The organism is Yersinia fenwicki, from assembly GCF_043099325.1.
Classification (GTDB): domain Bacteria; phylum Pseudomonadota; class Gammaproteobacteria; order Enterobacterales; family Enterobacteriaceae; genus Yersinia.
On sequence record NZ_CP170755.1, the window covers coordinates 3,636,218 to 3,661,141 of the forward strand.

The following is a 24,924-nucleotide window of genomic DNA, read 5'->3' on the forward strand; positions in this document are numbered from 1 at the left end:
TAATCACGACTCTTTGAGAATGAACCATGAATAAGAACCTGTACCGTATTGTGTTCAACAAGGCGCGTGGCATGCTGATGGTCGTGGCTGATATTGCCGCTTCCGGTCAGGCCGCCTCTTCTGCGTCATCAGGTGTTGGGCACACTCAAAGCCGTCGTATTAGTGCATTATCTCCACTCAGTTTCAGCCTGTTATTGGCATTCGGCTGTGTCTCATTATCCGCTCAGGCCAATATTGTCGCCGATGGTAGTGCGCCGGCTAATCAGCAACCGACCATTATCAACAGCGCCAACGGCACACCACAGGTGAATATCCAAACACCGAGCAGCGGCGGTGTTTCACGTAACGTTTATAACCAGTTCGATGTCGATAATCGCGGCGTGATCCTCAATAACGGCCACGGTCCCAACCAAACCCAGATTGCTGGCGTGGTGGATGGCAACCCGTGGTTGGCACGTGGTGAGGCCAGTATTATCCTCAACGAAGTGAACAGCCGCGACCCAAGCAAACTCAATGGTTATATCGAGGTGGCAGGGCGCAAAGCGCAGGTGGTGATTGCCAACCCATCAGGTATTACCTGCGAGGGCTGCGGTTTTATCAATGCCAACCGCGCGACATTAACCACCGGTCAGGCACAACTCACTAATGGCCAACTGACGGGCTACGATGTAGAACGGGGCGAAATTGTTATTCAGGGCAACGGCCTGGACAGCAGCCGTCAGGACCATACTGATCTGATCGCGCGTTCCGTCAAAGTGAATGCCGGTATTTGGGCCAAAGAACTGAATGTTACCACCGGACGTAATCAGGTGGATGCCGCGCATCAGAGCATTAATGCCAAAGCCAGCGATGTCAGCCCACGCCCTACCGTCGCAGTAGATGTCGCCAATTTAGGCGGCATGTATGCCGGTAAAATCCGCTTGATCGGTACTGAAACTGGTGTCGGCGTACGCAATGCTGGAGAGATAGGAGCTTCGGCAGGCGATATCACCATAACCGCCGACGGCATGCTGATGAACAGTGGCCAAATCAACAGCGCACAGCACTTAGTGGTGAAAACCGGCGCTGAAATAGAGAACACCGGGGTGCTCTATGCGAGTGCCAATAACCAACTCACCACCGCCGGTAAACTGACTAACAGTGGCACTATTGCCGCGGCGGGAGACACTTCGTTGCGTGCGGCTGAGGTTAATAGCAGCCGAAATGCTGTGTTAGGTGCGGGCGTAAAATCCGACAACAGCAGCATTACCAGTGGCACACTGAAAGTAGAAGCCAGCGGCAAGTTAATCGCCCAAGGGAAAAATATTAGCGGCACGGCGCAGAGCTTCAATGCGCACAGTATCGATCTGAGCGGTAGTCAGACGCAAAGCCGTGATGTGGCCCTCACAGCACAAAGCGGGGACATCAATCTCACCGGGGCTGAGGTGCTTGCCAGCCAGAGCCTGTCGGCATCAACGACTTCGGTGTTATATACCAATAATGCCCACTTGATTGCAGATAAAATAACCTTTAACGCGCAAACCCTCTCTAATGTGGGCGGCGTGATTGCGCAAACCGGCACCACAGATTTCAATCTGAATCTGCCGGGTTACCTTGATAACCGTGATGGCACCCTGCTGTCTGCCGGGACATTCTCGCTACAAGCCGAAGGTGTAAACAGCAACAGCAACAGCCTGCTGGGCGCGGGTATACAGAGTGATGGTCGCCTGACGGATAGCGGTGATCTGGTGGTGAAAACCCGGCAAGAATTAGTCGCACAAGGACAAACCCTCGCCTCCGGTACGATGACGTTAACGGGCAGCCGGGTTGATCTGACCGACAGCTACACGCAAGCCCGCGAGATAAACATCACTGCCACTCAGGGAGATATCAGCACCCAGCGCGCCAATATACTCGCCCTTGGTTCACTGACCCTCAATGCCAGTGCCAATGCCGGGCAAACACTCAATAACCAGAGTGGCGCGCTGGCGGCAAACACGGTTTCTTTGGATCTGGGCCAATTGGATAATAATGCTGGCAAGATTACAGCCAGCGAAGATCTGGCGATTAGCTTACAGCGTGATTTCACCCATCTGGCGGGTTCTACCCTTCAAGCTGGGCGTGATTTCACCTTGACCACCGCAGGCGACGTGACCAATAACGGGCAAATGTTGGCGGACGGCAAACTTAGCACCACCTCGAATAATTTACTGAATAACAGCACAATTATTGCAACGCAAGCCGACCTGACAGCATCAGGCGCCATCATTAACCATGGCGAGATATTAACCCGCGGGCGGCTCGATACCGACTCCAACACCCTGTTCAACACAGGCACCCTGATCAGTGCAGAAGCAACACTTAACGCACGGGAGCGCATCACCAACTCCGGCCCTAACGCCCTGATCGGTGCCACCGATGAAAACGGCACCTTAGCCTTACTGGCACCGGTGATTGAAAACAGCGATACCGTCACTGACACCGATACCGCCGCGACTACCACCATTTTAGGGATGGGCACGATTATTCTGGCGGGCGGACAAGACAGCGGCGGGAATTATCTGCGGGCGGCTCAGGTGCTCAACATTTCCGGCTTGATTGAGTCCGGCAAAGATATGTTGATTTACGCCAATACGCTGACCAATCGCCGCCATATTCTCACCGCCAATAGCGACTTTGTGGTGGCCGACACCGTGACCGGTTCGGCTTACTGGACAGCAGAAAATCCCGATATTCCGGGGGGACGCTACAAAGAACCGCCTCATGGCGGGGCAGATAATAGCGATTATATCGGCACCGATTATACCTCGACTCTCGCCTATAACAGCATTGATAACATCAGCCCGGAGGCGCAACTGTTAGCCGGCAGGAACCTGACCCCACAGGTGGGCACGCTGGAGAATTTCTGGAGTAAAATCAGTGCACAGGGCGAGATTAATCTCTCTGGCGTCATCCTGCAACAGGATGGCTGGGGCAGTACACAACGCCTGATCGAACGCACCACCTCCAGTGGCACATGGAATTACCGTAACTATAAAGGCGGTTTGTGGAGTGATAATTGGGGGCCAGAAGTCAGTGAGCGCGCCACCCACCAATATGCCTCCAGTATTACCGCACAAACCCTGAGCGGCAGCGGCACCACCATCAACAATGGGGCTAATCCCGGTGCCATTGCGCCTCCCCAGGGGAGCGACAATAGCGGCAAAGATCTGGCCATCGAGTTTAATGGTATTTCTCTGACACCGCCTAATGGCGGGCTGTATCAGTTCAGTACTGACTACACTGTCAACAGCCAGTACTTGATAGAAACGAATCCTGCCTTTGCCAACCTGAATAACTGGCGCGGTTCCGACTACGTGCTGCAGCAACTGAATAACGACCCGAATGTGATATTCAAACGGCTGGGCGATAATGCCTATGAGCAGCGTTTGGTGCGCGACCAGGTGCTGGCGTTGACCGGCCAGGCGGTGGCCAGTGATTATCGTAGCGCGCAGGAGCAGTTCGAGCAGTTATTTGCGGCGGGCCTGGAGTACAGCAAAGCCTTCAATATTGCCCTTGGTACTCACCTCAGTGCAGAACAGATGGCGGCATTAACCACCAATATCGTGCTGATGGAAAGCCGTGAAGTGGCCGGGCAAACTGTGCTGGTGCCGGTGGTCTATCTGGCGGGGGTCAAGCCGGGCGATTTACAGGCCAACGGCGCATTAATTGCCGCCGAGAATATCAGCTTAACCGAGGTTCAGGGGTTCACTAATCAGGGGGCGATGAAAGCCGGCAATAACCTGAGCATTAGCATGGCGCAAGGCATCACGCTCAATAACCATGGCGGCCTGCTTCAGGCGGGTAATAATATGCTGCTCAGTACACTGAACAGTGATATTGACCTGACCAGTGCGCGGCTCAATGCTACCAACCTGCAACTGGACAGTGGCCGCGATGTGATACTGCGCACCAGCAGTGAGCAACTCAGCAGTGATAATGGTGCGGTTCAGCGCAGCCAAACCGTACTGGGGCCGCTGGCGAGTATCAATGTCAGCAATAACGCGGTTATCAATACTGAGCGTGATTTTATCATGCAAGGTGCGAGCCTGAATGTGGGTCAGGATTTGCAGGTCAATACCGGCGGTAACTGGCTACTCAATACAGTGGAAACCCGCGACCAGATAACGGCGAATTCTGGCCGTAGCAGCTCGACCAGTGAACATATCCGCCATCTGGGCAGCGAAGTGAATGTTGGCGGTGCGCTGACCGCTAACGTCGACAATTTAACTGCGGTAGGCGCTAATATTAATGCCAACACCATTGATATACAGGCGCAAAACATTAACCTCAGTGCGGCCACCGACAGTCTGCATGTCACCGGTGAATCTTCGAGCAAGCGCCATACCAGCTCAGTGGAACTCTATGATGAAACCCTGCGTGGCAGCCAGTTGAACGCCACCGGCGATATCAACCTGAACACGGCGCACGACATCAATATCAGCGCCAGCGCAGTACAAACTTCGGGTGCGCTGACACTGGCTGCGGGCGGCGATATCACCCTCACCACCCAAACTGAGCAGCATGACGAGCAGCGCAATCATACCGGCACTAAAAAAGGGCTGGCCTCCAGCACCACCACCCGCACCGAAGACAGTATTAGCCAGACATTGGCGGTCGGCTCGATGCTGTCGGCAGGCTCTATCGATGTCAGTGGTAAAAATATCGCGGTCATTGGCAGTAATGTGGTGGCTGACAACGATATCAATCTGCGGGCGCAAGAGAACATCATTATCGGCACCGCGCAGCAGAGTGAAAGTGAATCTCATCTGCGTGAGGAGAAAAAATCCGGCCTGATGAGCACCGGGGGTATTGGTGTGACGGTGGGCAGTAACAGCACCAAAGTCACTGATACCGGCCAATCGACGTCCAATGTGGGCAGCACCGTCGGCAGCCTACTGGGCAATGTCAACATGACCGCCGGTGAAGACCTGACGGTAAAAGGCTCCGAGGTGTTAGCCGGTAAAAACATCAATCTGACCGGGAAAAACGTCAGTATTCTGGCGGCCGAAAACCAGAGCAGCCAGACCCATACCGTCGAGCAAAAATCGAGCGGCCTGACACTGGCCCTGTCCGGCACGGTGGGCAGCGCCCTGAATACTGCCGTTACCACCGCCAAAGCCGCCAGCGAAGAAAGCAATGGCCGGCTGGCCGCCCTGCAAGGGGTGAAAGCGGCACTCAGTGGCGTGCAGGCAGTGCAAGGCGGGCAACTGGCCACATTGGATGCCCGTGACCAAAATGCCATTGGTGTCAGTCTGTCTTATGGTAGCCAGTCGTCAAAGTCAGAACAAACCGTTAATCAAACCACCCATCAGGGCAGCACCCTGACGGCGGGCAATAACCTGAATATCACCGCCACCGGTAACGGCGTGAAAGGTCAGGATGGCGACATTGTGGTACAGGGCAGCCAGTTACAGGCCGGTAAAGACGCCAGTCTGACAGCCAATCGCGATGTGATTCTGCAATCCACTCAAGAGAGCCAGACGCTGGACGGCAGTAACAGCAGCAGCGGCGGCTCACTGGGCGTAGGTATTGGTGCCGGTCAGGGTGGCTGGGGCATCAATGTGTCGGCCAGCCTGAATAAGGGCAAAGGCAGTGAAAGCGGCAACGGGGTTTCTTACACGGAAACCACGGTCAATGCCGGTAACCAGCTCAACATCACCAGTGGCCGCGACACCGTGCTGCAAGGCGCGCAGGTCAGCGGGGAAACAGTCAAAGCGGATGTGGGCCGTGACCTGCTGCTGCAAAGCCAGCAAGACAGCGACCGTTACGATTCGAAGCAGCAAGACGCCAGTGTCGGTGGCAGCTTCAATTTCGGTTCGATGACCGGCAGCGCCAGCATCAATGCCAGCCAGGACAAGATGCACAGCAACTTTGATTCGGTGCAGGAACAGACCGGCATTTTTGCAGGCAAAGGCGGCTTTGATATCACTGTCGGCGAGCATACTCAGCTTGACGGCGCAGTGATTGGCTCCACCGCTACCGCCGATAAAAACACACTGGATACTGGCACGCTGGGCTTCAGTGATATTGAAAATAAAGCCGATTTCAAGGTTGAGCATCAAAGTGTGGGCATCAGCACCGGCGGCAATATCGGCGGTCAGTTTACCGGTAATATGGCCAACGGCTTGCTGACGGGCGTCAACAATGAAGGTCACGCCGATAGCATCACCCATGCGGCAGTCTCCGATGGCACCATCACCATTCGTGATACCGAGAAGCAGCAACAAAATGTTGATGACCTGAGTCGCGATGTCGAGCACGCCAACAACGCCCTGTCGCCTATTTTCGACAAAGAGAAAGAGCAAAACCGCCTGCGGGAAGCGCAGCTGATAGGTGAGATAGGCAGCCAGGTCAGTGATGTTATTCGGACGCAAGGGAAAATTATCGCCACCAAAGCGGCGAATGAAAAAATGCTGGATGTGAGTGAAAAAGATAAGGTAGACGCCAAAGCACATTGGGAGAAAGCCAATCCGGGTAAAGTTGCAACGGCTGAGGATATCAACGGGCAGGTTTATAAAACGGCTTATGATCAGGCGTTCAATGAGTCAGGCTATGGCACAGGGGGTAAATTCCAGCAGGCGGCGCAGGCAGCAACTGCGGCTATCCAAGGTTTGGCTGGCGGAGATATGGCGAAAGCGCTGGCGGGAGCCTCTGCACCGTATCTGGCAGAAGTTATTCACAATATGACTACTGACCCGGTCACGGGTAAGGTGAACACCGAAGCTAACCTGATGGCGCACGCGGTATTGGGTGCTGTTATGGCGCAGGTAAATGGTAATAATGCGCTGTCAGGGGCATCTGGTGCATTAATGGGTGAATTTATCGCACAGCAGCTTTATCCCGATATCCCACGCAATGAACTGAGCGAAGAACAGAAACAGACCATCAGTGCACTGGGCACATTAGCAGCAGGGCTGGCGGGAGGCTTGACGGGTGACAGCACCGCTGACGCAGTTGCCGGAGCGCAAGCTGGGAAGAATGCGCTTGAGAATAATAACCTTGCTATCTTGCGTACCGGTGCAGCCGCTTGTGCAGAGATAGCCGTTTGTAGCAAAGCGGTCATAGATCTTGGATTTGGTGCTCTCATCGGTGTTGGTGTTGCCACATCGGCGATTGAAGAACTTTCTGGAGTACAGAAAACCAATGTTATGCTGGCTGCAATGTCAGGTGATCAAGAACAGATAGATAAACTGTCACCTTCCGAGCGAGCAGCTTACGAAGAATTAAAAAATAGTAAGGGTTTAATTACTGTATTCCCAACTCCAGTTGATGATCCCACAGGCGGTAAGCTGATAAATCCTGCGCCCGATCAAAACAAGGGAACGGCATTGGTGACACCAGATAAAAGTGGCGAGAATGGTGCTACCAATACTGGTAATATGGATGGCAAGCCAAATACTGGAGGGAATACGACAAGTACCCCCGTTGCCGAACAAAACAAGGACGATTTGGCATATACATCAGAAGGCAGCCGCCCTGCTAATTTATCTCCAGAGGATGCTGGTAGGGCTGGTGCATTTAATGAAGCTAAACGGCAGTCTGGAATCCCTGTAAGCCAATCACCAGATAGGGTTTTACCTAATGTAGATAAACGCGGTAATCCTCAGCCTGGTCAAATATATGAGTTTGATGTTCCTAAACCTGGTGGAGGTACTCAGACTATACAAATTAGAGATGATGCTGGTGGACATTTCTTTGGTGAACAAGATACCCAGAATAGAGGCTCTCATTTCAATGATGCACAAGGTAATCACTATGACTATTGATACTATTGTCAGATATGCTGAGAATATAAATAATCAAAATGAAATAGCCAATTTTCACGTATTAGGTATACCCAGACGAAATGTTGCAGCTGTGAGCTGGGAACTACCAAATGTAAGTCGTAAAGACGGCGCTATCCATCTTTTAAGCGAGATGCTAAAAAAATTGACTCGTAACAGTTCAAATGTAACTATTTATATACATTTACAGTTATCAAGTTTTCAACCAGATTCGGCTATTGTTCGATACAAAAAAACTTGGGGATTGCTGAAGTCAAGAGGTTATGACATTGATTTCTTGTTAAACAAGGAGAGTTTTATAGCTTGTACTCCTAACGGTTTAATACTCTCTGGTGTATGTCATTGTCCGCTGCATTTACTCGCTTGCCTAAAAGATATACTAAACTCTGAAAAAAAAATATTTTTTGCTTTCACCCATTCCGACATATCAAAGGATGATGAAAGAAATATGACCTCAGAAACTGAATGGATGGATTTCTTTTGGTCAAATAATGGGGTCATTTTTATGATATTAGGATCATTTGATGAGACTAACTGTGAAGTCGTTGCCTTGGGAAGAGATCAGGATATTACTATATTAAAACAATAAGCATATGTAGTGGCTCACAAAATCAGGACATCCTTATAGCCTCTTTCCACTGATTTTCATACTCGCATGGCGATAAGCTGGCTAATTTACTGTATCACTCGGATCAATGCAGCCACTATACCAATAGGAATTTCAGGCAGTTACTGTGGAGATATAAAATAAAGCAAAGCCTGAGTTCCTGGGATAATAGCCCGCTGGAGCATTTTTTTAGAAGTCTGAAAACGGAGTGGGTGCCGGATAACGGTTACGTGAATTTTAGCGAAGCCAGCACAGCGATAACGAATTACATAACGGGATATTACAGCCAGCTCAGACCTCATCAATATAATGGTGGTTTGACGCCAAATGAATCAGAAAGATTGTTCTGGAAAAACTCTAAAGCCTTGGCCAGTTTTACTTGACCACTACACCTGTCGAAAATAAATCCTCCTGCCTCTCGCCGCTTCTCAGAGTAGAGATGGTTCGGCTAATAGTGCGGTGAACTCACACTGATGTAGGGAACTGGCTTTGCCTAATAATGACATTTTTTATCTTTTTGATTTAATATGTATTTCTAATAAAAAAGAGACCCAATAGTAACCTGTTTAACCATCTGAGTTTTTTGGCTGCCTAAGTGCTCCATAACAGGTCTGCCAAGGGCATCAGATATAATTTTTCAATCTTTTATCGAGAATAGTACTTTTATGATGAAACAAATATTTTTAGCCTCCTCCTTAATAATCGTATTTTTATTAAGTGGATGTGCCTCTGAGTCCTCGCGGTCGTTAGAAGTGGCGAAAGTCGCCTCTTACGGCACGCAATATAACGGCCCACGCAGCCCTATTTCTGTGGGTAAATTCGACAACCGTTCAAGCTATATGAGCGGGATATTCTCCGATGGTGTCGATCGTTTGGGGAACCAGTCAAAAACCATTCTGGTGACGCACTTACAACAAACTGGCCGCTTTAACGTATTAGAGCGCACCAATATGGAAGAGCTGAAAACCGAAGCGGCCATTTCAGGGCAAAGCCAGCAATTGAAAGGTGCGACATATGTCGTGACCGGTGATGTGACCGAGTTTGGTCGCAAAGAGACGGGCGATCGTCAGTTATTTGGCATTTTGGGTCGGGGTAAATCTCAGATTGCCTATGCCAAAGTGAATCTGAATATCATCAATGTGAAAACCTCTGAAGTGGTGTTCTCTTCACAAGGCGCTGGCGAGTATGAACTCTCCAACCGCGAAGTGATCGGTTTTGGCGGAACAGCAAGTTACGACTCGACCTTGAATGGTAAAGTGCTGGATTTGGCTATCCGTGAAGCCGTCAATAATTTGGTTGCTGGCATTGAGTCCGGTGCATGGCAACCAGCAAAATAAACATTAATGGAAAAATAATTTTTAATCACGAGTATGGATACCGCAACATGAAATTAGTGAAAAAGCTCTCTTTGGTGCTGGCTGCCGCTGTATTGGCGGGGTGTGCCACAACACCTAAACCTATTTACAACTGGGATAACTACCAAACAACGATTTATGATTACTATAAATCGGATGCCAGCCCTGAACAGCAAATTGCAGCTTTAAAAGAGAATATTGAAAAGTCACGCGCGAAAAACATGCCAGTTCCTCCGGGCTTACATGCTCATTTGGGCATGCTGTATGGCAATACCGGGCATACAGATTTGGCGATGGCTGAATTCAATACCGAGAAAACGGCATTCCCTGAGTCTGCTCCGTTTATGGATTTCTTGATGAGCAAGGATAAAGGGGCATTTAAATGAAATCTATTTTCGCAATCTGCGCGGTCATGATGGCGCTACTGTTGACTGGCTGTGCCAAACCAGTACAGCAGGACTATTCTGCATTTAAGCAAAGTAAACCAAAGAGTATTTTGGTCTTGCTGCCACAGAACCAATCACCAGAAGTTTCTGCCAGCCATGGCATGTTGTCTCAGGTCACTTATCCACTCTCTGAGGCGGGCTATTACGTGCTGCCCGTTGCTGTCGTGGAAGAGACATTTAAGCAAAATGGCATGACGAATGCGGGTGATATCCATGCTGCCAGCCCGGCCAAACTGCATAAAATCTTTGGCGCAGATGCGGTGCTGTACATCACTGTGGTGCAATACGGTACCTCTTATCAGATTATCACCAGTGATACTCGTGTCACTGCGAATGCCAAACTGGTTGATTTGAGAACCGGCAAATTGTTGTGGAGCGGCAGTGCTACTGCGTCCAGCAATGAAGGCGATAACTCTTCTGGTGGTGTCATCGGCATGTTGGTGCAAGCGGCGGTCACACAAATCAGCGATACACTGACTGATCGTAGTCATGATATTGCCGGTGTTACCAGCACCCGTATGCTGACGGCAGGAACGCCTAACGGCATTCTGTATGGTCCGCGTTCACCGAATTACGGTAAAGATGCTCAGTAACTCTCTTTAATGCCATGCCCCCTGATGTTGCGGGGGGCATTTGTTTCCCGCCGTAACTAAAAACGCCTTTTCATGGAGCAACCTACCCCTCAGGAAGAGATATAACGCTCAGTTAGTGATGTCCGTTCCCCTACGCTCGAAATCCCCCTTTTGCCAGCCTGCTGCCAATTCACACCACGTCAGATAATTCAGAGTGGAGTGCTGTTGGTATTCGTTATCATCCTTATGACATTCATTGATGCATTTCCTGGCATGGCGGATATCGTTAAACGGTAGAAGCTTTAGGGTTGTGGGTGTCACTCTCCGAGTATAGAAATCTTCCCGTTACACACCGAAACGTGCCTCATTTTTCAAAAAAATCCGCAAATAGGGATGCTGCCACTCATCATCGGCCAATTTGCAGAGGCTGATAAAACCGTCATGTTCAAGTGCACATACGCCGTTGTGGGTGGCAACAAAGTCATAGATGGCCTGGCTTCCAACCCTTGCAACATATGGGACAGGAGCTTGCGCCGCATCTGCATCGGCTGCCGCTTCTTTTCGCTCATAACCGACAGGTAACGGCTGTCGGTTATGACCATCAAGTTAGAGCCTGTCAAAGGTCATACCACGTTTATTAACCGAGGATTAACTTTAGCTAACTGGATGACTCCCTTTAATGCTTTTTCTCAATCAAAAGGTAAGGATGTGACCAGTCAGTTACTTCTTCATATGAAACAAACCCATCGTGCTCCAGTGCGCAAACGCCCTTATGGCTGGCAACATAATCGTATACAGCCTGACTTTCCAGACCCTGTAACATGTGCGACAACAGCTTCCGGCGCATCACATCTGACTTCCTGCGTTTACGCGATTCCACATCTTTATAGGTAGTGTTGAATGGCTGTCCTACCGCATTGGTAACGCATTTGCCATAACGATTGGTTTTAGCGGTGCCTTCATAATGATCTAGCAGTAAAGCCAGATCTCGCCTTAAGGGTTTCAGAAGGCGCTTCCAGCGTTTCAGTACTCGTTTTGCTTTTACCTTACCTAATTCACGATTCAACAGGCGCCTAGTGCTTGATTTTAGCGATAGCGTAACAAACCCGGCATTGAATACACTGGAAAACCTGAATTGCTTCACCAGTTCTTCGGCAACCCGCAATACGCGGCAGATATAGCTCGTTTCCAGAACTTCCAGCGACTTGGCCGAAATGCCAATAGCCTTCAACTCATGCCGTAGTATCTCAAGCTGGCATCCCTTGATATCATAGTTATGCCCACGCCCCAGGCACACCCACTTCATTTTAGACGGTAGACTCTGGAAGCCTGTGCCAACCTCAAAGGATCGACCTCCAATACTGGCTGTTTTATAAGATTGCCTGTAAGAAACCGTTAACGGTGATTCCTTCACCAGATCCACACCTGTTTCAGCCAGTCGCGACAGGAAGTTGAAAATGAAAATTTTGTTTTTCTTCGTGGGATGTTCACGATGATAAGCAAGTAGTGCATCCAGATTGATTTCCAGCGGCTCAAGGTTGTTCCACACACCTACTACCAGCTCCCTGAAGGTAACGTTAGGGATATCGCGTTTAGACTGCTTATGTTTAGCATTGCTCCCACGGTCGATCGCAACTCCAATCAGATCATCAAATGTGTAACTTTTACGCTTGGTGAAAATGTCCGTCAGATAATGGTAGCGATCCTTACGGCTAAGGTATGCCTCTCTGTCGTTGCCAAACAACTTACGCAGAAAACGTTGAGATATAGCGTATTCCCGGCATGAGCTTTGAGTATTTGAATACCCAGTTAGTTTGATAATCCCGGCCTTTTCGAGTGCTTCCATTGCACGCTCATAGTTCGGTCCACTTTTCTTAAATACTCCGGGAAGTTTCTCCCTGCCCAGCTCAAATGGTACTGGCACAGAATAAGACCATTTATTGTCCGCCTGAATCTTTGCTTTTTTCCTGTTCTTACGACTACAGGTAGCGACACAAATAACATGCTGAAGAAATACTGCTATATTACGATAAAATGGACGCCGTAAACTTTGCACACCATTATAAGGAATACTGAAAATAATCTTCTTGAAATAATCCAGCGTTGAATCTGTCACAAGGATATTGTTATGCGTAATGTATGGTTTCATAATTCACCTGTATATATCGAGGCCATGGCACCATGCCCTGACCCCATTTATTTACAACTGAATTACGCAAATCACGCGTGAACCCAACAAGGTTCAGATGGTTATTAGATGATAATAATATTGGAGGCTGGAGCCTCATGATAGCTAATACTGGATAATGGCTATAGTATGTAATGACATATATATAATAATATAGAGATACAGTACCTATAGAGCATAATAGATACAGTAATACACCTGGTAGACTGAAGGAGCAATTAATTCCCAGCTCAGCCAGAATGGGAGTAGCGGTCACCCCCAAGGTTACCGGTTGTTAGGCGGCATAATAACGGTCAGGGGCTAATAGATTGCGGTGGTAGACGCACGTTATTTCCTGAATTTCACTCTTTTGAAACCGCGATTTCACTCAAAACCGCCGATCCTTGCCATCTTCAGGATCTGCAAAATCAATCGCCGGTTTACCCCTACCATTGTACGAGGTGCAGATTTGACGCCCAGCAACACCGGTAGTTAGCCGGTCAACCATAGCAAAACCTGGCTACGTTGGGCGGTCAAAAGGCGGTCATTTTCCCAGATTCACATTATCCGAGATGCACATTACCCGATTCGTCCGCAAAGAATTTTACCCGTAAACATACTGAATGATCGGTCGAAGTATTATGCCGACAGGGTAGTAATGGTATTGCAGAACAGACCTCCAGGAGCAGGCATGAATGCGCGGACTTACGAACAAATTCTTGATGATGAAGGACAGCAAATTTCTGCTGATTCTTAATGCCTTGGGGGACCCAACCTTGACCATGCACCTCAGATTCGGAATCACTAAATCACCCAATCACTTTTTTTTAAGCGCCAAAATTTTCAGTATTGGTCCCCCTGCCAGTACTGAGTAGTGTTGATCGCCCATTACCAGCAACTAGGCGAGTTAACGCATCTACATACCTTCCCGATACCCTCTTTGAACGATTTCAGCGAAAAGCTCATCAACAAACCTTGTTGCGATTATGGGTATTCAGCGCCAGAATGGTCATCACAATCGATCCGCATTTCAACAGATTGCGATCACTTACAACGTAAGGCTAAGAGGCTTATGAATAACGATTTGATGCCCAATTTCTGGAAGCTGTCTCACGGCTGGAAGGAATTCTCATTTCTGGAAGCTGTCTCACGGCTGGAAGGAATTCTCATTTCTGGATATGGTCGAATGCATTGATGAAAAGCTAGTCTACATTCACCGCACGACCGCTGGTAAAGGAGTGTCGTCTGTCAGCCAAGCGGAAGAGTTTGTAAACGCTCCGATTGGTGATTACTTCTACCTGACTCATGGTAACCAAGGGGTATACCTACTTGGTCAATTCACTGGCCCGGTTAACTACTTCACGAAACACAGTGACGGTTGGATGGACAGACCTTTTCGGCTTATCCACAAAGCCAATGCCAGAGAGGAGTACTATGGTGTCGAGAAATGGTGGACACCTAATCACAACTCAACTTTTGTTAAAGTGCCACGTCATGAGTATGACTTATTTGAAGAGTTAATTTTAACACCGTATTTTGATATAGGTCTTAAAGATTTTTAAATAAAAACCGAGTGGTAAATTAACCACTCAGAAATACAGTTATAGACATGGGTAAATGTATTTTTAAGAATTTATTTATCTTTGTAAAATACCGTGAAGTTGCATTTATATAATAAGGGATGATAATGATTTACCAATGCTACTCTTGCAATAGAACGACTTTTGAAACTAACTGTCCTTGGTGTTCTGATAGTGTGCCAAACCTCCGACAAATGACACCACTAGATCCGTCATATTATCCTGATTTTCAATACCAATCGAAAGGTGTATTGAAGGATTTATTTGGCAAGAAGAAAGAGCAGTCACAACTTAGCCAGTTACTCGATAATGTACTCGTGAAATATGCAGATCTTAAAGATCCTTATTTTACTAACTTCATCCATACGTCACGATTTTCATATGAGAATAAGAATGATAACAGTCATCTAAACAGTGAAAATAGCAGTGATTATTCAGAAATAAGACTATTTCAAGAAGTACTTGTTCGAAAGGGTTTTCACGAGCTTGAAGAATTGCCATCATTGTTAGACAAATTACTGCTGACGACTTCTTTTAACTCTATTTATTCAGGGTTTGCCAAAGAGGTCAAACGCCATATCAAACCTACACTCACCGAGACACTCAAATCATGGATAGAAGAGGCTGGCACAACTTATCGTGCAGATCTTTCTTTGTTTCTGTATTACCTGTGGGCTAATAAAATCCAGTACCCTGCTGTAACATATAATGAGCAGGCTGAAAGAACACCTGGCATACCGTTATTACCACTAGACAACATCAATAAATTTCTTTCCATTTGCGAGAGTATCTATTTTGATATTTTGGTCGACAGGTTAGCTACCCGCCTTGAACATTTCAATCCTAATAAATTTGTCACAATGTATCTTGTAGATGCAATGGATGGTTTCCAGTTTGAAGCCTTCTTAGTTGAGATATTTCAAACAATCGGATATGACGTTAAAGAAACAAAGAAAACTCAGGATCAGGGTGCGGATTTATTTGTTACCCGGTTTGGCAAGAATATGGTAATACAGGCAAAAAATTATTCTGGCTCAGTAGGTAATTCAGCCGTACAGCAGGCAATTTCGGCTAAAGCATTTTATGGGTGTGATGAAGCAATGGTTGTAACAAACTCTTACTTTACCCGATCAGCTAAAGAGTTAGCAGATTCCGCGATGGTTCGTTTGATTGACCGAAAAGAACTACAAAACTACTTGGATGATTATAACCAGAAGATAATTGAGGATTTTCAATCCAACCCCTGAAATAGTTAATGGAGTGGTTATAAGCCACTCCATTAAAACCCTACCAGCTAATAAATGTATTACTTCATTAGCTTTTCAAGATTTTTGCAAATAAAACAATAGCGACGGCCAACCTGCTTACGTTTATAAATAATCTGAATGGTACTGTACTCCTTTTTCACATCGGATAATAACACCCCTTGCTTTGTTAATAATGTCAGAATGCCCTTGCGCTGAGATTTCGACAAGTAGTTGTGTACCAGATCCTTATCAACTGCATATACAGCACGACCTTTAACTTTGTGGATAATGACCGGTGCCTTTTTAATCTCCGTTTGGGTTACGCGATCATTTCCAATCAGATTTAAAAGATCATCCTTTTTGCAAAAATCAATAATTGCATTCAACGAGTTCCCCATTAGGGGTTTAGTCATTTCAGGTTCAGATAAAACCACCTTAAGGGAGTCCAGGTAGCATGTTGAGATCCCCTTCATCACATCCTGCTTTGTAAATGGTAAAACACCATATTTCACCGCCATGGAACCTGCTACATAAGCGATGGCAAAACGTTTGGCGATGCGTACTTGAATGCCGGAGTTACGATCTACCTTGTGCTTATCCAGAAAGAACTCAATCCCTTTTTCAAGCTTCCGTTTCACACTCTCACGATCATCCTGAATATCAGCCACCAGGCGCTTGAGAAAGGCAGGTTTGGCGCTGCCGTAATAGTGATGAGTAACATCCTTGATTGCATGTACAAGTTCGTTACTGGAGCTGACACCTTCTGGTAAAGATTCAAAGATACCCATTTCGCAACCTGCATCGGCATGAACATCGATAACCCTGACATTCTCACCTTCAAGACGTTCCATTTTCCCGGAGTCAGCAAGTTGTTGAAGGCTACTCTCACCCGTACTGAAAATACTCGCTTGCCATTCCGCAACCTTATTATCAAACATTGCAGAACGTGTCTTACCTTTCCCCCCGGATAGCGTATACACGCGGTTCTGCATGATTTTAGCGGCTACCGATATGTCTTTGTCCAGCAGCTTAGACTCGTCAAGAGCTAAGTAGCTATCATTATGAGCAACAGCAATTTCCTCAAGGCCTTTGTCAGTATTATTCCAAAGAACGATGATTTCCTTAGGTGAACCAGCCAAAGAGGCTAAAACGTACGCAGTTGAGGTTTTCCCTGTACTACTCATCCCCCATAAATGAAAACCACCGCCTTCAATATCTAAAAGCTTTAATATGAAGCCGGAGAAGCCACAGCAAATCGCCAACATTATACGAGAACTGTGCAACGCATATACAGCGACATATTTCTTCCACAACTTTAACGTTTCCTTCTTTTCCTCAACCGGCAAATGATTTTTCACACTGGGGTGTAATATCGGCCGTTCCCTTTTAACTTTACCGATGATTTTATCATTAACACATAAATAAGAATCACCGTAGAAACCCGGTTTATAACACAGTGTGATTATTTTATCTGTTTCTTTTATAACCTCCTCGTGCGCACGTATCCAATACCCCTTACTGACGTTGGGATTATGCCCAGCCCTTAATAAAACCTTCTTCAACTCCGATACATTGATAAGAGCAACCGCAGGGACGAGCACGCGAGTTAATTCATGCCCCTCTGAGTTGATAATTTCAATTAGCCTATATGCCACTGGGTATAAAGAGGACGTTTTCGTCCGAGCCAACAATGTAACCAGCAGCTTTCCTTCTTTATCGCTCATTTCTTTTTTATAAACTTTCATTTAATTGAACCTTATTTAATTTATAGGTCCCTTAACGTTCATTTGATTATCTTCCTCATTTAAAGCGCAAGGGACTTCTCACATAATTTCTCATGTGAAATATTATTTATAATGTCTCATGCCGTAGTTTATAGTTAATGCCTTAATAATTTAACTCGTTAATTACTTCTTGATCAAATGGTCACCATATTTTTTCACCCTGTACATAAAAGTTAATCCAGCTATCCCAATAGCATCTAATAAAACCAGAGAATCAGCATGCTGCTTGCTCAATAACCGATACTTCTTCGTCCAGCGTTTCCGCTTCCTCTCTTTGTTTCCATGAAAATAAACATCATCATACTGGATTGATTCAACCCGCCACCAGATAGCTTTAAACCGATAACTGATTTGCCGCATTGGGGCTTTTAATTTACTCACCAACATGGGGCGATTTTTCACCTTATTTCGCGTATTCATATTCCTCTTGTTCTTCATTTTAATTCGTAAGCGCTCAATAGCGTCCTCATCGTTGGGGATGATAAGATGAAAATGAGGCATCCATTTCTTTTCATCCACATGAAAGTCCATTTCAAACCCACCAATCACCATTCCAGCGAAGCCACACTCTTTTAACCAGCGTCGAAGTCGTGCTATTAGCGCTGTGGGCCGCCAATCAAGTAATTCATCATCACTAAGTGCATCTTGATAGAAGATCAATGTCGCGCTACGCCACTTCTTACGTTGCCGACATATTTTAATTAGTTCCCCAATCATTTCTAACCTGTGTTTCCTGAAACATTCAGGACATGCAGCACTCCCACAAGGATAATCCGGATGGCAATCCTTAAGCTTATTTAAAAGATCCCGATAAACCTTCCCCGGATGTTTCTGCAACGTTCTCTCTCTTATAAGCCTTTCAGCACGAACCTCCTTTGCCGTTTCAAATTTAGGTAATACTTCAGCTAACTCTTCAAGATCATCATTTAATATTGCCAATGGAAATTTTTTATATATACTCATTACTCTCCTTATTTACCTATAGTTGGACGCTCCTCAATCCAGCGTTGAATATCTTCTTCCCGCCATGCGACCGCACGATTTCCAATTACCGAAACCGGTGTCGGAAAGCGTTTTTCAGATATCATTCTGTAGACCGTCGAACGACTCATTGCACAGCGTTTTAATACTTCATTGATTTTTACCAATTCACTACGTTTCATAATGTTCTCCCCGTTAGTTGATGGAAGAATCATACACCCCCCTTTTTTGCCTGGATTGAGTGCAAAATCGCTCGTTAATACAATCCCCCCTTGCGCAAACGATTGCGAACAGAAGGAAGAAAATTTGGGGTAAAATTGGTTAATGGAAATTAATGCTAAAACATATGTAATTGTAGTTAAAATAATTTTCAGCCCTCTTGTAGCGGGATGCACAAGATTTACATCATCGATAAATAATATTTAATTTCATAAAATTAATAAATAAAAGGATATAAAACCAAAATGAAGTCCATTAATGCAGCGATTGGTCTGGATTGTTTCTCAAGGCTTGTTTGTATATGCAATTCCAGGCATCCAGAGTATGGCAACCATCCAACCCTCAGTGGCAAGGTTATAGATGAAGCAATAAGCTATTGTATTGAAAGAGTTTATTATGAAATTAATTCTAAGCTAAGTGGTGAGAATCTCCCGACGCCTATTGTTCCGCCAGAAACAATAAAGAGCCAGAAGTTGTACAACCTTTACCAAATAGCAAAATCCATGAGAAAAAATGGAAAAACTAACGCGCATATTGTTCATTATATGAATGTTAATAAAGAGCCAACATCAGATGATGTGTTTGGCCCCAGACCTCTGAAGCAAATCGCTTTGAAGCCCACCAAATGGAAGAAGGAGGATGTTGATTTTCTGCTAAACACTGATGCTTTGAATGAATGCCTTGCGAAATTAAATAGCCGCCCTCAGCGGTCCGCTACCAGCACCGTAACCGCTGTGAAGCCATAACCTTTGCTTCATCCCCACGGTGATCGTAGCTGGCTGTCGTACTGATATCGCTGTGACCGGCTAACTGACGTACGGTGTTGATATCGACGCCCTGCTCTAATAGCTGAGTGATGAACGTCCTGCGCAGGTCGTGGGGCGTAAACTCGGCAACGTCGGCGGTCACGCGTAATTGTTCCAGGATCATTGTAAGACCCGCCGTTGTCAGTGCCCCTGATGCTGGTTGGCCGGAACGGTAGATCCTGGTGAACAGCGCGCCCTCTTCACCTTTTATTGCCAACCACATGGTCAACGCCTTGCCGACGGCGGGCGCTACGTGGATTTCCCGATACTTCCGCCCCTTCCCTTGCCGGACTATCAGTACGCCATTCTTATAGTCATCCACCTGGAGTTTGACCAGTTCACCGGCGCGTAGGCCTGTCCCGCATAATGTCATGAGAATTGCCGTGTCCCTGTATCGACGGGCGGGTTCGTGATGGGTTTTGGCGGCTTTGAGCAGTAACCGGATTTCCTGCCGACTTAATGCTCGCCCTTGCCGTATAGGATCACCTTTGACGCGTTTCACCGCTTTGATACGTGCCAGCGTTTCCGCATCCATCCGGTGCAGGTTAAAGGCGGTTTGTGCCAATGCCCGTAGTGCCGCCAATGCCATGTTGACCGACGCAATGGCATACCCTGCATCGATTAAGTGGGCGCGAACTCTCGCCACCTTGCCGAAGTCCAGTTGTTCCCACGCATAGGTTACCGCTGTCGATCGCTTGTTGAGTATGCAGGCGCTCTTGTTCAACATGCTGGTGATACCTCCGCGCCCAGACACTGCCAGGCTATTGATGTACGCATCAAACACCGTGGTTGCACTTCTTCGCGATACCGCCAGCTTTAGCTTAGCCATTGCCTAACCCTGAATAACGTACATTAAACCAAGTAACTTTCTGCATTACACCAGCCCTCGCTCAGCCATGGATACCACCTGCGTACCGGCAACGATAAGGTGGTCGAGAACCTGCACGTCAACCAGATCCAGCGCCAACTTGAGCCTTTGGGTGATCTCCCTGTCTGCCCAGCTGGGTTCGGGTTCGCCGCTGGGATGGTTATGAACCAGGATTAACGCTCCGGCGTTATATTGCAGACTGAGTTTGACGATTTCGCGAGGATAGACGTTGACCGCGTTAAGCGTACCCCGGAACAACTCCTGGTAAGTTAATACCCGGTGCTGGTTATCCAGCAGCAAGACCGAGAAAACTTCATGCTCCAGCGGTGCCAGCTTAAACTTCAAGTACTCACGCACCGCCTGCGATGACAGCAACTGTTGGCCCCGGATGTAGCGGTTTTCGATGATGGATTGCGTCTGTTGCAGTATCAGATCTTCGTTGCAGGCCAGCATAGAGTTAGCCATATCAAAACTCCCTTTCGACAAAGTAAATGGCACCGGGATATAGCTGGTAACTGCTGGCGTCCGCACGCAGGGAATACGAGGTTCTGTGCGACCTTTTTCGACCGTTGCTGTCAAAGAAGTAGAGGTACTGGCTATCGATGCGGGTGACCACCGACCAGTGATATTGGTCGCTAATCAGAATGACGCGGGAGAAATCGGAGGGGGTAAGGTAGTCGGCCATGCCGTCGAGGATGTGTTTTGAGGTCAGGCGTCGAGCTTCTTTGAAAGGTTGGCTAACCTGGATGGGGAAATGCTTATGGTAGTAACCCCGCCGCAATATGGTGTCGATCAGGCAATCCATGCGGTCTTCATCAATGCCGTGGGTAAACCACTCATCAAGCATCCACTGATACCCGTACTCCTTCAACAATGCACGCATCAGTGGTCTTCGTTTCACCCTGCCGTCAAACAGATAACTCATCATATTGACAAGGCTGTAAGCCCCACAAAGACAATCCAGTTCGCCCTGTTGAGACGCACTGATCCCTCTATCCTTAGTCACAATAGATTTCTCCCGCTTTGATTTAATTTAATTGGTTGTCAGATTAATGGCTGACTGGATTAACTTAGCTTTCCCACAGGATTTGAGGGGTATAAACGCCCATCGTCCAGTAACTGATAAAGTTGGATTGCCACAGTTCGAATAACTCGCAACCGTCCCGATGGGATAAGTCCCCTATTCCCGCAAAGAAAGCGTATTGCTGTGACCAGCTAAAATCGATTTCCTTTTCCAGCTCAGGGTAAACTTTCCCCCTATAGGCAAGGTCGGTAATGTAATCAAAATAGAATTGGCCATCATCATGAACCAGTCTAATTTCTACCGGATGATAGCCACCACTTTCCGGGCTGTAGTGAATATCCCGAAATATAAATGATACAGCCAGCAACCTTGATTTCATTGGCGGTGGCGTACCCATTTCTTTAAATAATAAATCAATCAGCGCTTGTTTAACCGGAAGCACATAATTACCCTGATGGATGACATTCATTTCAACCTCCTTTGTGTTATTTTGTTTTGAACTGATATTTAATTTCAGATTCATCATTTTCACTCAGCAACCCAGCAACTAAATCAAGCCTGCGCAGATCATATTTATAAGCCCATTCATTCACTGCCTGATAAGGGGGAACACCATCACGCCAGTAACGCTTTGCAAAGTTAATTTCACAGAATGCAGTGTCATTGATGTTTACCCCATAATATTTTATGAAGAGTTTATTTACGACCCTTTGCCATTGTAATAATGAGCACATTGTTATTTCCTATTTAAATAATCACCAAGCCGACTTTTAAATGCAGTCAGCCCTCCAGTGAAGGATTAATAATATGGGCATACAATTAAATGAATATTAAAAACTGGCTGAAAACAAACACGTTTCAGTAATGACATTATATCAAAATAGCATGTAGCGAGCAAATAGTTTCACCAAGAAACTATTATTAATTAAATTAGTAAAAGAGGGATAAACGTAGGGGGAAATAATATCCCGAATGGGTTATTGCCTGGAAACTATCTCCAGTAACTCTTCGCGCTGCTCTTCTGAAAACATCAATAACTGGCGGGCTAATGTAATCACTTCTGAAGGTAACGTGGGCTGAGCCAAAGCGATATCTTCAGCCACTTGTTCAAGCGCCTGTTTTAACAGTCTGTCACGGGAATGGGGTTTCATCGTTTTGAACAGTTGCACCCAGAGGTTGAGTTGCTCGTCACTGCCATAGGGGGAAACCGCTGGCTGTGCTGATTGCTCTGCCCGCTCACTTTTCAACGACATGCCTGCAGCGCGGATATGGTACTCAAAGCCCTTATGTCCCGTTCTCTTTCTTCTTATCTCGGGATGCATAGCCGCCAGCTTTTCAAGACGTAAACGACAACCTTTTGCCGTCCCCGGCATCCCCGGCTTTCCTACAAATGCCTGTGCAGAGAGCCATTGCTCATCATGAACACTATCATCTGGGTTTTCCTGAAGAGAAGCCGCATCCAAAATATTTTTCATAAACTTAGTCCAGAATATCAATACGTTAACAAATGAGCCAACAAAAGACCACAAAGAGAACTTGATAAGTTCCTTTTATTCGCATTTAATGTCCCTGTACTGATACAAAGGAGTTAACACTGTGAATAACCACGTAGCATCGCAAAAAAAGCGAACTAAGGGAAGGATTAAGGACTGGCACAGGGCTGACATTGTGGCTGCACTGCACAAGCAAGGGCTCAGCCTGGCCCAGCTATCCCGTGACCAGGGATTAGGTTCTCGCACATTGAATAATGCGCTCAGCCAACACTACCCCAAGGCTGAACGACTGATAGCGGCGGCGCTGGGGATGTTGCCAGAGCAAATATGGCCCAGTCGTTACATCAATAAAATGCCCTCTCTCAACACCGGCAAGGAATAGCCATGGCAACCACCATCACCTCGGTAACAGAAAGTTTTGAATACTTCTTTCACTCCCTTTACCGCACCGAGTTTGTAAAAACGTTACGACTGAATGAGTGTAGTGAAAGAGAACTCCTCCCACTGGTACGTTGCTACCTTTTAGGGTGCTTTTCTGATGATGTATCACCGGAAGTGAAAGGGAAGCTCCCAGGCTCTATTACAGGAAATGGCTATATCGATTTTGTGATTGATGACGTGGCGGTGGAATTTGCCGTCCGCAAACCCACCGCCGCCAAATCAACGGTATCCGCTACGGTTAACAGCACGGAAATGAAGAAACTGATGAAGTTCGACGGCAAGGCGTTGCTGGTACTTTTCGACTTCTCCACCACACCCTATTCAGAAGCCCAAATAGAGGCTTTTCGGGACTGGCCTTCGCTTGGGAAAGGTAATCATAAAAAGTCTGCATTCAACGTCGCCTATTTCTATGTTGAAAAACGCAGACCGCTAACATTCGGGAAAATCACTAAAAACATTCGTATTAACTGACAAGGAATAAACGATGAATAAAGTCTTTATTGCATTACTGGCGGGATTATTTTGTCACGTGGCAGTCGCCGCTAAAATGGAGGGGAAAACAATTGTCTACCAGAAGTCTAATGGTGAAATCAGACTGTCCCCCGTAAAGGGTAATGACCAGCAGGTAAAGTTCGCCATGAATACCAACGTGGATATGCATGCGTGTGAAGTCGAAGGAACGGCAGTTATTATTGCTAACTCACCAGAACAGAGCATTTTACAATGGCAGGATAAGAGTCAATGCCGGATCACCCTGAAATGGGGGCAGGCTAAGGTGAATGTCAAAGCCAGTGAGGAATGCAATAGCTATTGCGGTATGAATGCCGGTAATTCGCTGAATGGCATATATAAATAAACTTTTCATTACAAACATTCGTAATTTACGTTATCAACACATAAATGACAGACCACTCTATTTTTCGGCATTAATATTAACTTATTTGAGGAAGTGATGCCCAGTACACCTGATAATGAGAAATACCCATTATTGCCAATTGACGACCAAGACTCAACAATAGACGCCCTTTATTGCCAGTCCATTCACTTCATTCTGAATACTGCGTTAAAGAATATAACAGTAAAGGACATTCAGTTTCACTTTAGAATTGGCTATAACCGTGCGGCTAATATTCTTGAACAAATAAGACTAAACAATCAACCTATTAAATAAGGATATACCATGTCATTTATCGATAAATTAAAAGAAAACAAAAAGAAGAATGAAGAGGCGGGACGTAACGATTTCAATGCAGTTAAGAACAAGTTGCTTAGCGGTGGTTTCGGACTGACTAAGACATTTTGGCTGTTCTGGCTTTTGCCAACAGTCGCAATGTCAGTGATGGAATATGTCTCTGAATCAAAGGGTATGATATTCAAACTCGATGCCGTCATGTTGATTCTGAGCGGGTTCATGTTTTTGGCAGTGCTGAAAACTACGGCCAATAAATTATGGAAAGGAATTGCTCTGACGGTGATTGGGGCTGATACCTTGCTTTGCCTGCTAGCTGTCTCGCTCTTTTTCTTGTAAT

Annotated in this window: 22 protein-coding genes and 1 pseudogene; 13 read left to right on the forward strand and 10 right to left on the reverse strand. The window is 46.6% G+C overall.

The window, feature by feature from the left end; genetic code table 11:
- Nucleotides 1–26: 26 nt before the first annotated feature.
- The 6 genes and pseudogenes from ACF3VQ_RS16575 to ACF3VQ_RS16600 all read left to right on the forward strand — a co-directional run bounded on the left by ACF3VQ_RS16575 (nucleotide 27) and on the right by ACF3VQ_RS16600 (nucleotide 10,806).
- Nucleotides 27–7,787: a hemagglutinin repeat-containing protein gene (locus ACF3VQ_RS16575; RefSeq protein WP_392432203.1), complete on the forward strand. Its 7,761-nt coding sequence runs from the start codon at nucleotides 27–29 to the stop codon at nucleotides 7,785–7,787.
- Nucleotides 7,777–8,394 (forward strand): hypothetical protein, encoded by a 618-nt coding sequence (locus tag ACF3VQ_RS16580; RefSeq protein ID WP_050878946.1) that lies wholly within the window; start codon nucleotides 7,777–7,779, stop codon nucleotides 8,392–8,394. Before ACF3VQ_RS16575 ends, ACF3VQ_RS16580 begins: the two co-directional genes overlap by 11 nt.
- Before the next feature lie 86 nt (nucleotides 8,395–8,480).
- Nucleotides 8,481–8,795: pseudogene (locus ACF3VQ_RS16585) on the forward strand (IS3 family transposase); the annotation flags it as partial.
- 282 nt (nucleotides 8,796–9,077) lie between these two features.
- A complete protein-coding gene (locus ACF3VQ_RS16590; protein WP_050878945.1) occupies nucleotides 9,078–9,749 on the forward strand; it encodes a CsgG/HfaB family protein in 672 nt (223 codons plus the stop codon).
- A 47-nt stretch (nucleotides 9,750–9,796) separates the two neighbouring features.
- On the forward strand, nucleotides 9,797–10,153 hold the full coding sequence (locus ACF3VQ_RS16595; protein WP_050878944.1) for a DUF4810 domain-containing protein: 357 nt from the start codon (nucleotides 9,797–9,799) through the stop codon (nucleotides 10,151–10,153).
- Complete coding sequence (locus ACF3VQ_RS16600; protein WP_050878943.1) at nucleotides 10,150–10,806, forward strand: DUF799 domain-containing protein; 657 nt, start codon at nucleotides 10,150–10,152, stop codon at nucleotides 10,804–10,806. The genes ACF3VQ_RS16595 and ACF3VQ_RS16600 overlap by 4 nt, the downstream gene beginning before the upstream one ends.
- 655 nt (nucleotides 10,807–11,461) lie before the next feature.
- On the opposite strand, the gene ACF3VQ_RS16605 is transcribed toward ACF3VQ_RS16600, so the two are convergent.
- Nucleotides 11,462–12,934: a hypothetical protein gene (locus ACF3VQ_RS16605; RefSeq protein ID WP_050878941.1), complete on the reverse strand. Its 1,473-nt coding sequence runs from the start codon at nucleotides 12,932–12,934 to the stop codon at nucleotides 11,462–11,464.
- A gap of 1,256 nt (nucleotides 12,935–14,190) precedes the next feature.
- On the opposite strand from ACF3VQ_RS16605, the gene ACF3VQ_RS16610 reads away from it, so the two are divergent.
- Complete coding sequence (locus ACF3VQ_RS16610; RefSeq protein WP_392432204.1) at nucleotides 14,191–14,514, forward strand: hypothetical protein; 324 nt, start codon at nucleotides 14,191–14,193, stop codon at nucleotides 14,512–14,514.
- Between the two features lie 125 nt (nucleotides 14,515–14,639).
- Nucleotides 14,640–15,779 carry a restriction endonuclease gene (locus ACF3VQ_RS16615; RefSeq protein WP_392432205.1) on the forward strand — a complete coding sequence of 380 codons (1,140 nt, stop codon included), beginning with the start codon at nucleotides 14,640–14,642 and terminating at the stop codon, nucleotides 15,777–15,779.
- Between the two features lie 59 nt (nucleotides 15,780–15,838).
- Here ACF3VQ_RS16615 and ACF3VQ_RS16620 read toward each other — a convergent pair whose 3' ends face one another.
- The 3 genes from ACF3VQ_RS16620 to ACF3VQ_RS16630 form a co-directional block, all read right to left on the reverse strand.
- Entirely contained in the window at nucleotides 15,839–17,524 is a 1,686-nt protein-coding gene (locus tag ACF3VQ_RS16620) for a DUF927 domain-containing protein (RefSeq protein WP_392432206.1), read from the reverse strand.
- A gap of 162 nt (nucleotides 17,525–17,686) precedes the next feature.
- On the reverse strand, nucleotides 17,687–18,526 hold the full coding sequence (locus ACF3VQ_RS16625) for a hypothetical protein (RefSeq protein ID WP_050878936.1): 840 nt from the start codon (nucleotides 18,524–18,526) through the stop codon (nucleotides 17,687–17,689).
- Nucleotides 18,527–18,534: 8 nt separating this feature from the next.
- Nucleotides 18,535–18,726, reverse strand: coding sequence for a helix-turn-helix transcriptional regulator (locus ACF3VQ_RS16630; RefSeq protein WP_392432207.1), 192 nt, complete (start codon nucleotides 18,724–18,726; stop codon nucleotides 18,535–18,537).
- A 282-nt stretch (nucleotides 18,727–19,008) separates the two neighbouring features.
- Here ACF3VQ_RS16630 and ACF3VQ_RS16635 point away from each other — a divergent pair, with 282 nt between their 5' ends.
- Nucleotides 19,009–19,509: a hypothetical protein gene (locus tag ACF3VQ_RS16635; protein ID WP_050878935.1), complete on the forward strand. Its 501-nt coding sequence runs from the start codon at nucleotides 19,009–19,011 to the stop codon at nucleotides 19,507–19,509.
- On the opposite strand, the gene ACF3VQ_RS16640 is transcribed toward ACF3VQ_RS16635, so the two are convergent.
- The 6 genes from ACF3VQ_RS16640 to ACF3VQ_RS16665 form a co-directional block, all read right to left on the reverse strand.
- Nucleotides 19,478–20,398, reverse strand: a complete 921-nt coding sequence (locus ACF3VQ_RS16640; RefSeq protein ID WP_050878934.1) for a site-specific integrase — start codon at nucleotides 20,396–20,398, stop codon at nucleotides 19,478–19,480. The genes ACF3VQ_RS16635 and ACF3VQ_RS16640 overlap by 32 nt on opposite strands.
- Nucleotides 20,399–20,443: 45 nt before the next feature.
- Nucleotides 20,444–20,902 carry a DNA repair protein RadC gene (gene radC / locus ACF3VQ_RS16645; RefSeq protein WP_392432208.1) on the reverse strand — a complete coding sequence of 153 codons (459 nt, stop codon included), beginning with the start codon at nucleotides 20,900–20,902 and terminating at the stop codon, nucleotides 20,444–20,446.
- A 1-nt stretch (nucleotide 20,903) separates the two neighbouring features.
- Nucleotides 20,904–21,443: a hypothetical protein gene (locus ACF3VQ_RS16650; protein ID WP_050878932.1), complete on the reverse strand. Its 540-nt coding sequence runs from the start codon at nucleotides 21,441–21,443 to the stop codon at nucleotides 20,904–20,906.
- A gap of 64 nt (nucleotides 21,444–21,507) precedes the next feature.
- Nucleotides 21,508–21,930, reverse strand: a complete 423-nt coding sequence (locus tag ACF3VQ_RS16655) for a DUF2787 family protein (protein ID WP_050878931.1) — start codon at nucleotides 21,928–21,930, stop codon at nucleotides 21,508–21,510.
- Nucleotides 21,931–21,946: 16 nt separating this feature from the next.
- A complete protein-coding gene (locus ACF3VQ_RS16660) occupies nucleotides 21,947–22,195 on the reverse strand; it encodes a TA system toxin CbtA family protein (protein WP_050878930.1) in 249 nt (82 codons plus the stop codon).
- Nucleotides 22,196–22,438: 243 nt separating this feature from the next.
- On the reverse strand, nucleotides 22,439–22,936 hold the full coding sequence (locus ACF3VQ_RS16665; protein ID WP_230831945.1) for a hypothetical protein: 498 nt from the start codon (nucleotides 22,934–22,936) through the stop codon (nucleotides 22,439–22,441).
- A gap of 121 nt (nucleotides 22,937–23,057) precedes the next feature.
- Here ACF3VQ_RS16665 and ACF3VQ_RS16670 point away from each other — a divergent pair, with 121 nt between their 5' ends.
- The 4 genes from ACF3VQ_RS16670 (at nucleotide 23,058) to ACF3VQ_RS16685 (ending at nucleotide 24,923) form a co-directional block, all read left to right on the forward strand.
- Nucleotides 23,058–23,336 (forward strand): helix-turn-helix transcriptional regulator, encoded by a 279-nt coding sequence (locus ACF3VQ_RS16670; RefSeq protein ID WP_050878929.1) that lies wholly within the window; start codon nucleotides 23,058–23,060, stop codon nucleotides 23,334–23,336.
- A 2-nt stretch (nucleotides 23,337–23,338) separates the two neighbouring features.
- Nucleotides 23,339–23,866: a hypothetical protein gene (locus ACF3VQ_RS16675; RefSeq protein WP_050878928.1), complete on the forward strand. Its 528-nt coding sequence runs from the start codon at nucleotides 23,339–23,341 to the stop codon at nucleotides 23,864–23,866.
- Between the two features lie 13 nt (nucleotides 23,867–23,879).
- Complete coding sequence (locus ACF3VQ_RS16680) at nucleotides 23,880–24,251, forward strand: hypothetical protein (RefSeq protein WP_050878927.1); 372 nt, start codon at nucleotides 23,880–23,882, stop codon at nucleotides 24,249–24,251.
- 324 nt (nucleotides 24,252–24,575) lie between these two features.
- The gene (locus ACF3VQ_RS16685; protein ID WP_050878925.1) at nucleotides 24,576–24,923 is read left to right on the forward strand and encodes a hypothetical protein; all 348 of its coding nucleotides are present in this window, start codon (nucleotides 24,576–24,578) and stop codon (nucleotides 24,921–24,923) included.
- The last annotated feature ends 1 nt before the right edge of the window (nucleotide 24,924 follow it).

Coding starts and splice junctions, on each gene's coding strand:
- ACF3VQ_RS16575 (WP_392432203.1), top strand. CDS start 27: ATGAATAAGAACCTGTACCGTATTGTGTTCAACAAGGCGCGTGGCATG.
- ACF3VQ_RS16580 (WP_050878946.1), top strand. CDS start 7,777: ATGACTATTGATACTATTGTCAGATATGCTGAGAATATAAATAATCAA.
- ACF3VQ_RS16590 (WP_050878945.1), top strand. CDS start 9,078: ATGATGAAACAAATATTTTTAGCCTCCTCCTTAATAATCGTATTTTTA.
- ACF3VQ_RS16595 (WP_050878944.1), top strand. CDS start 9,797: ATGAAATTAGTGAAAAAGCTCTCTTTGGTGCTGGCTGCCGCTGTATTG.
- ACF3VQ_RS16600 (WP_050878943.1), top strand. CDS start 10,150: ATGAAATCTATTTTCGCAATCTGCGCGGTCATGATGGCGCTACTGTTG.
- ACF3VQ_RS16605 (WP_050878941.1), bottom strand. CDS start 12,934: ATGAAACCATACATTACGCATAACAATATCCTTGTGACAGATTCAACG.
- ACF3VQ_RS16615 (WP_392432205.1), top strand. CDS start 14,640: ATGATTTACCAATGCTACTCTTGCAATAGAACGACTTTTGAAACTAAC.
- ACF3VQ_RS16620 (WP_392432206.1), bottom strand. CDS start 17,524: ATGAAAGTTTATAAAAAAGAAATGAGCGATAAAGAAGGAAAGCTGCTG.
- ACF3VQ_RS16625 (WP_050878936.1), bottom strand. CDS start 18,526: ATGAGTATATATAAAAAATTTCCATTGGCAATATTAAATGATGATCTT.
- ACF3VQ_RS16630 (WP_392432207.1), bottom strand. CDS start 18,726: ATGAAACGTAGTGAATTGGTAAAAATCAATGAAGTATTAAAACGCTGT.
- ACF3VQ_RS16635 (WP_050878935.1), top strand. CDS start 19,009: ATGAAGTCCATTAATGCAGCGATTGGTCTGGATTGTTTCTCAAGGCTT.
- ACF3VQ_RS16640 (WP_050878934.1), bottom strand. CDS start 20,398: ATGGCTAAGCTAAAGCTGGCGGTATCGCGAAGAAGTGCAACCACGGTG.
- radC (WP_392432208.1), bottom strand. CDS start 20,902: ATGGCTAACTCTATGCTGGCCTGCAACGAAGATCTGATACTGCAACAG.
- ACF3VQ_RS16655 (WP_050878931.1), bottom strand. CDS start 21,930: ATGAATGTCATCCATCAGGGTAATTATGTGCTTCCGGTTAAACAAGCG.
- ACF3VQ_RS16660 (WP_050878930.1), bottom strand. CDS start 22,195: ATGTGCTCATTATTACAATGGCAAAGGGTCGTAAATAAACTCTTCATA.
- ACF3VQ_RS16665 (WP_230831945.1), bottom strand. CDS start 22,936: ATGAAAAATATTTTGGATGCGGCTTCTCTTCAGGAAAACCCAGATGAT.
- ACF3VQ_RS16675 (WP_050878928.1), top strand. CDS start 23,339: ATGGCAACCACCATCACCTCGGTAACAGAAAGTTTTGAATACTTCTTT.
- ACF3VQ_RS16680 (WP_050878927.1), top strand. CDS start 23,880: ATGAATAAAGTCTTTATTGCATTACTGGCGGGATTATTTTGTCACGTG.
- ACF3VQ_RS16685 (WP_050878925.1), top strand. CDS start 24,576: ATGTCATTTATCGATAAATTAAAAGAAAACAAAAAGAAGAATGAAGAG.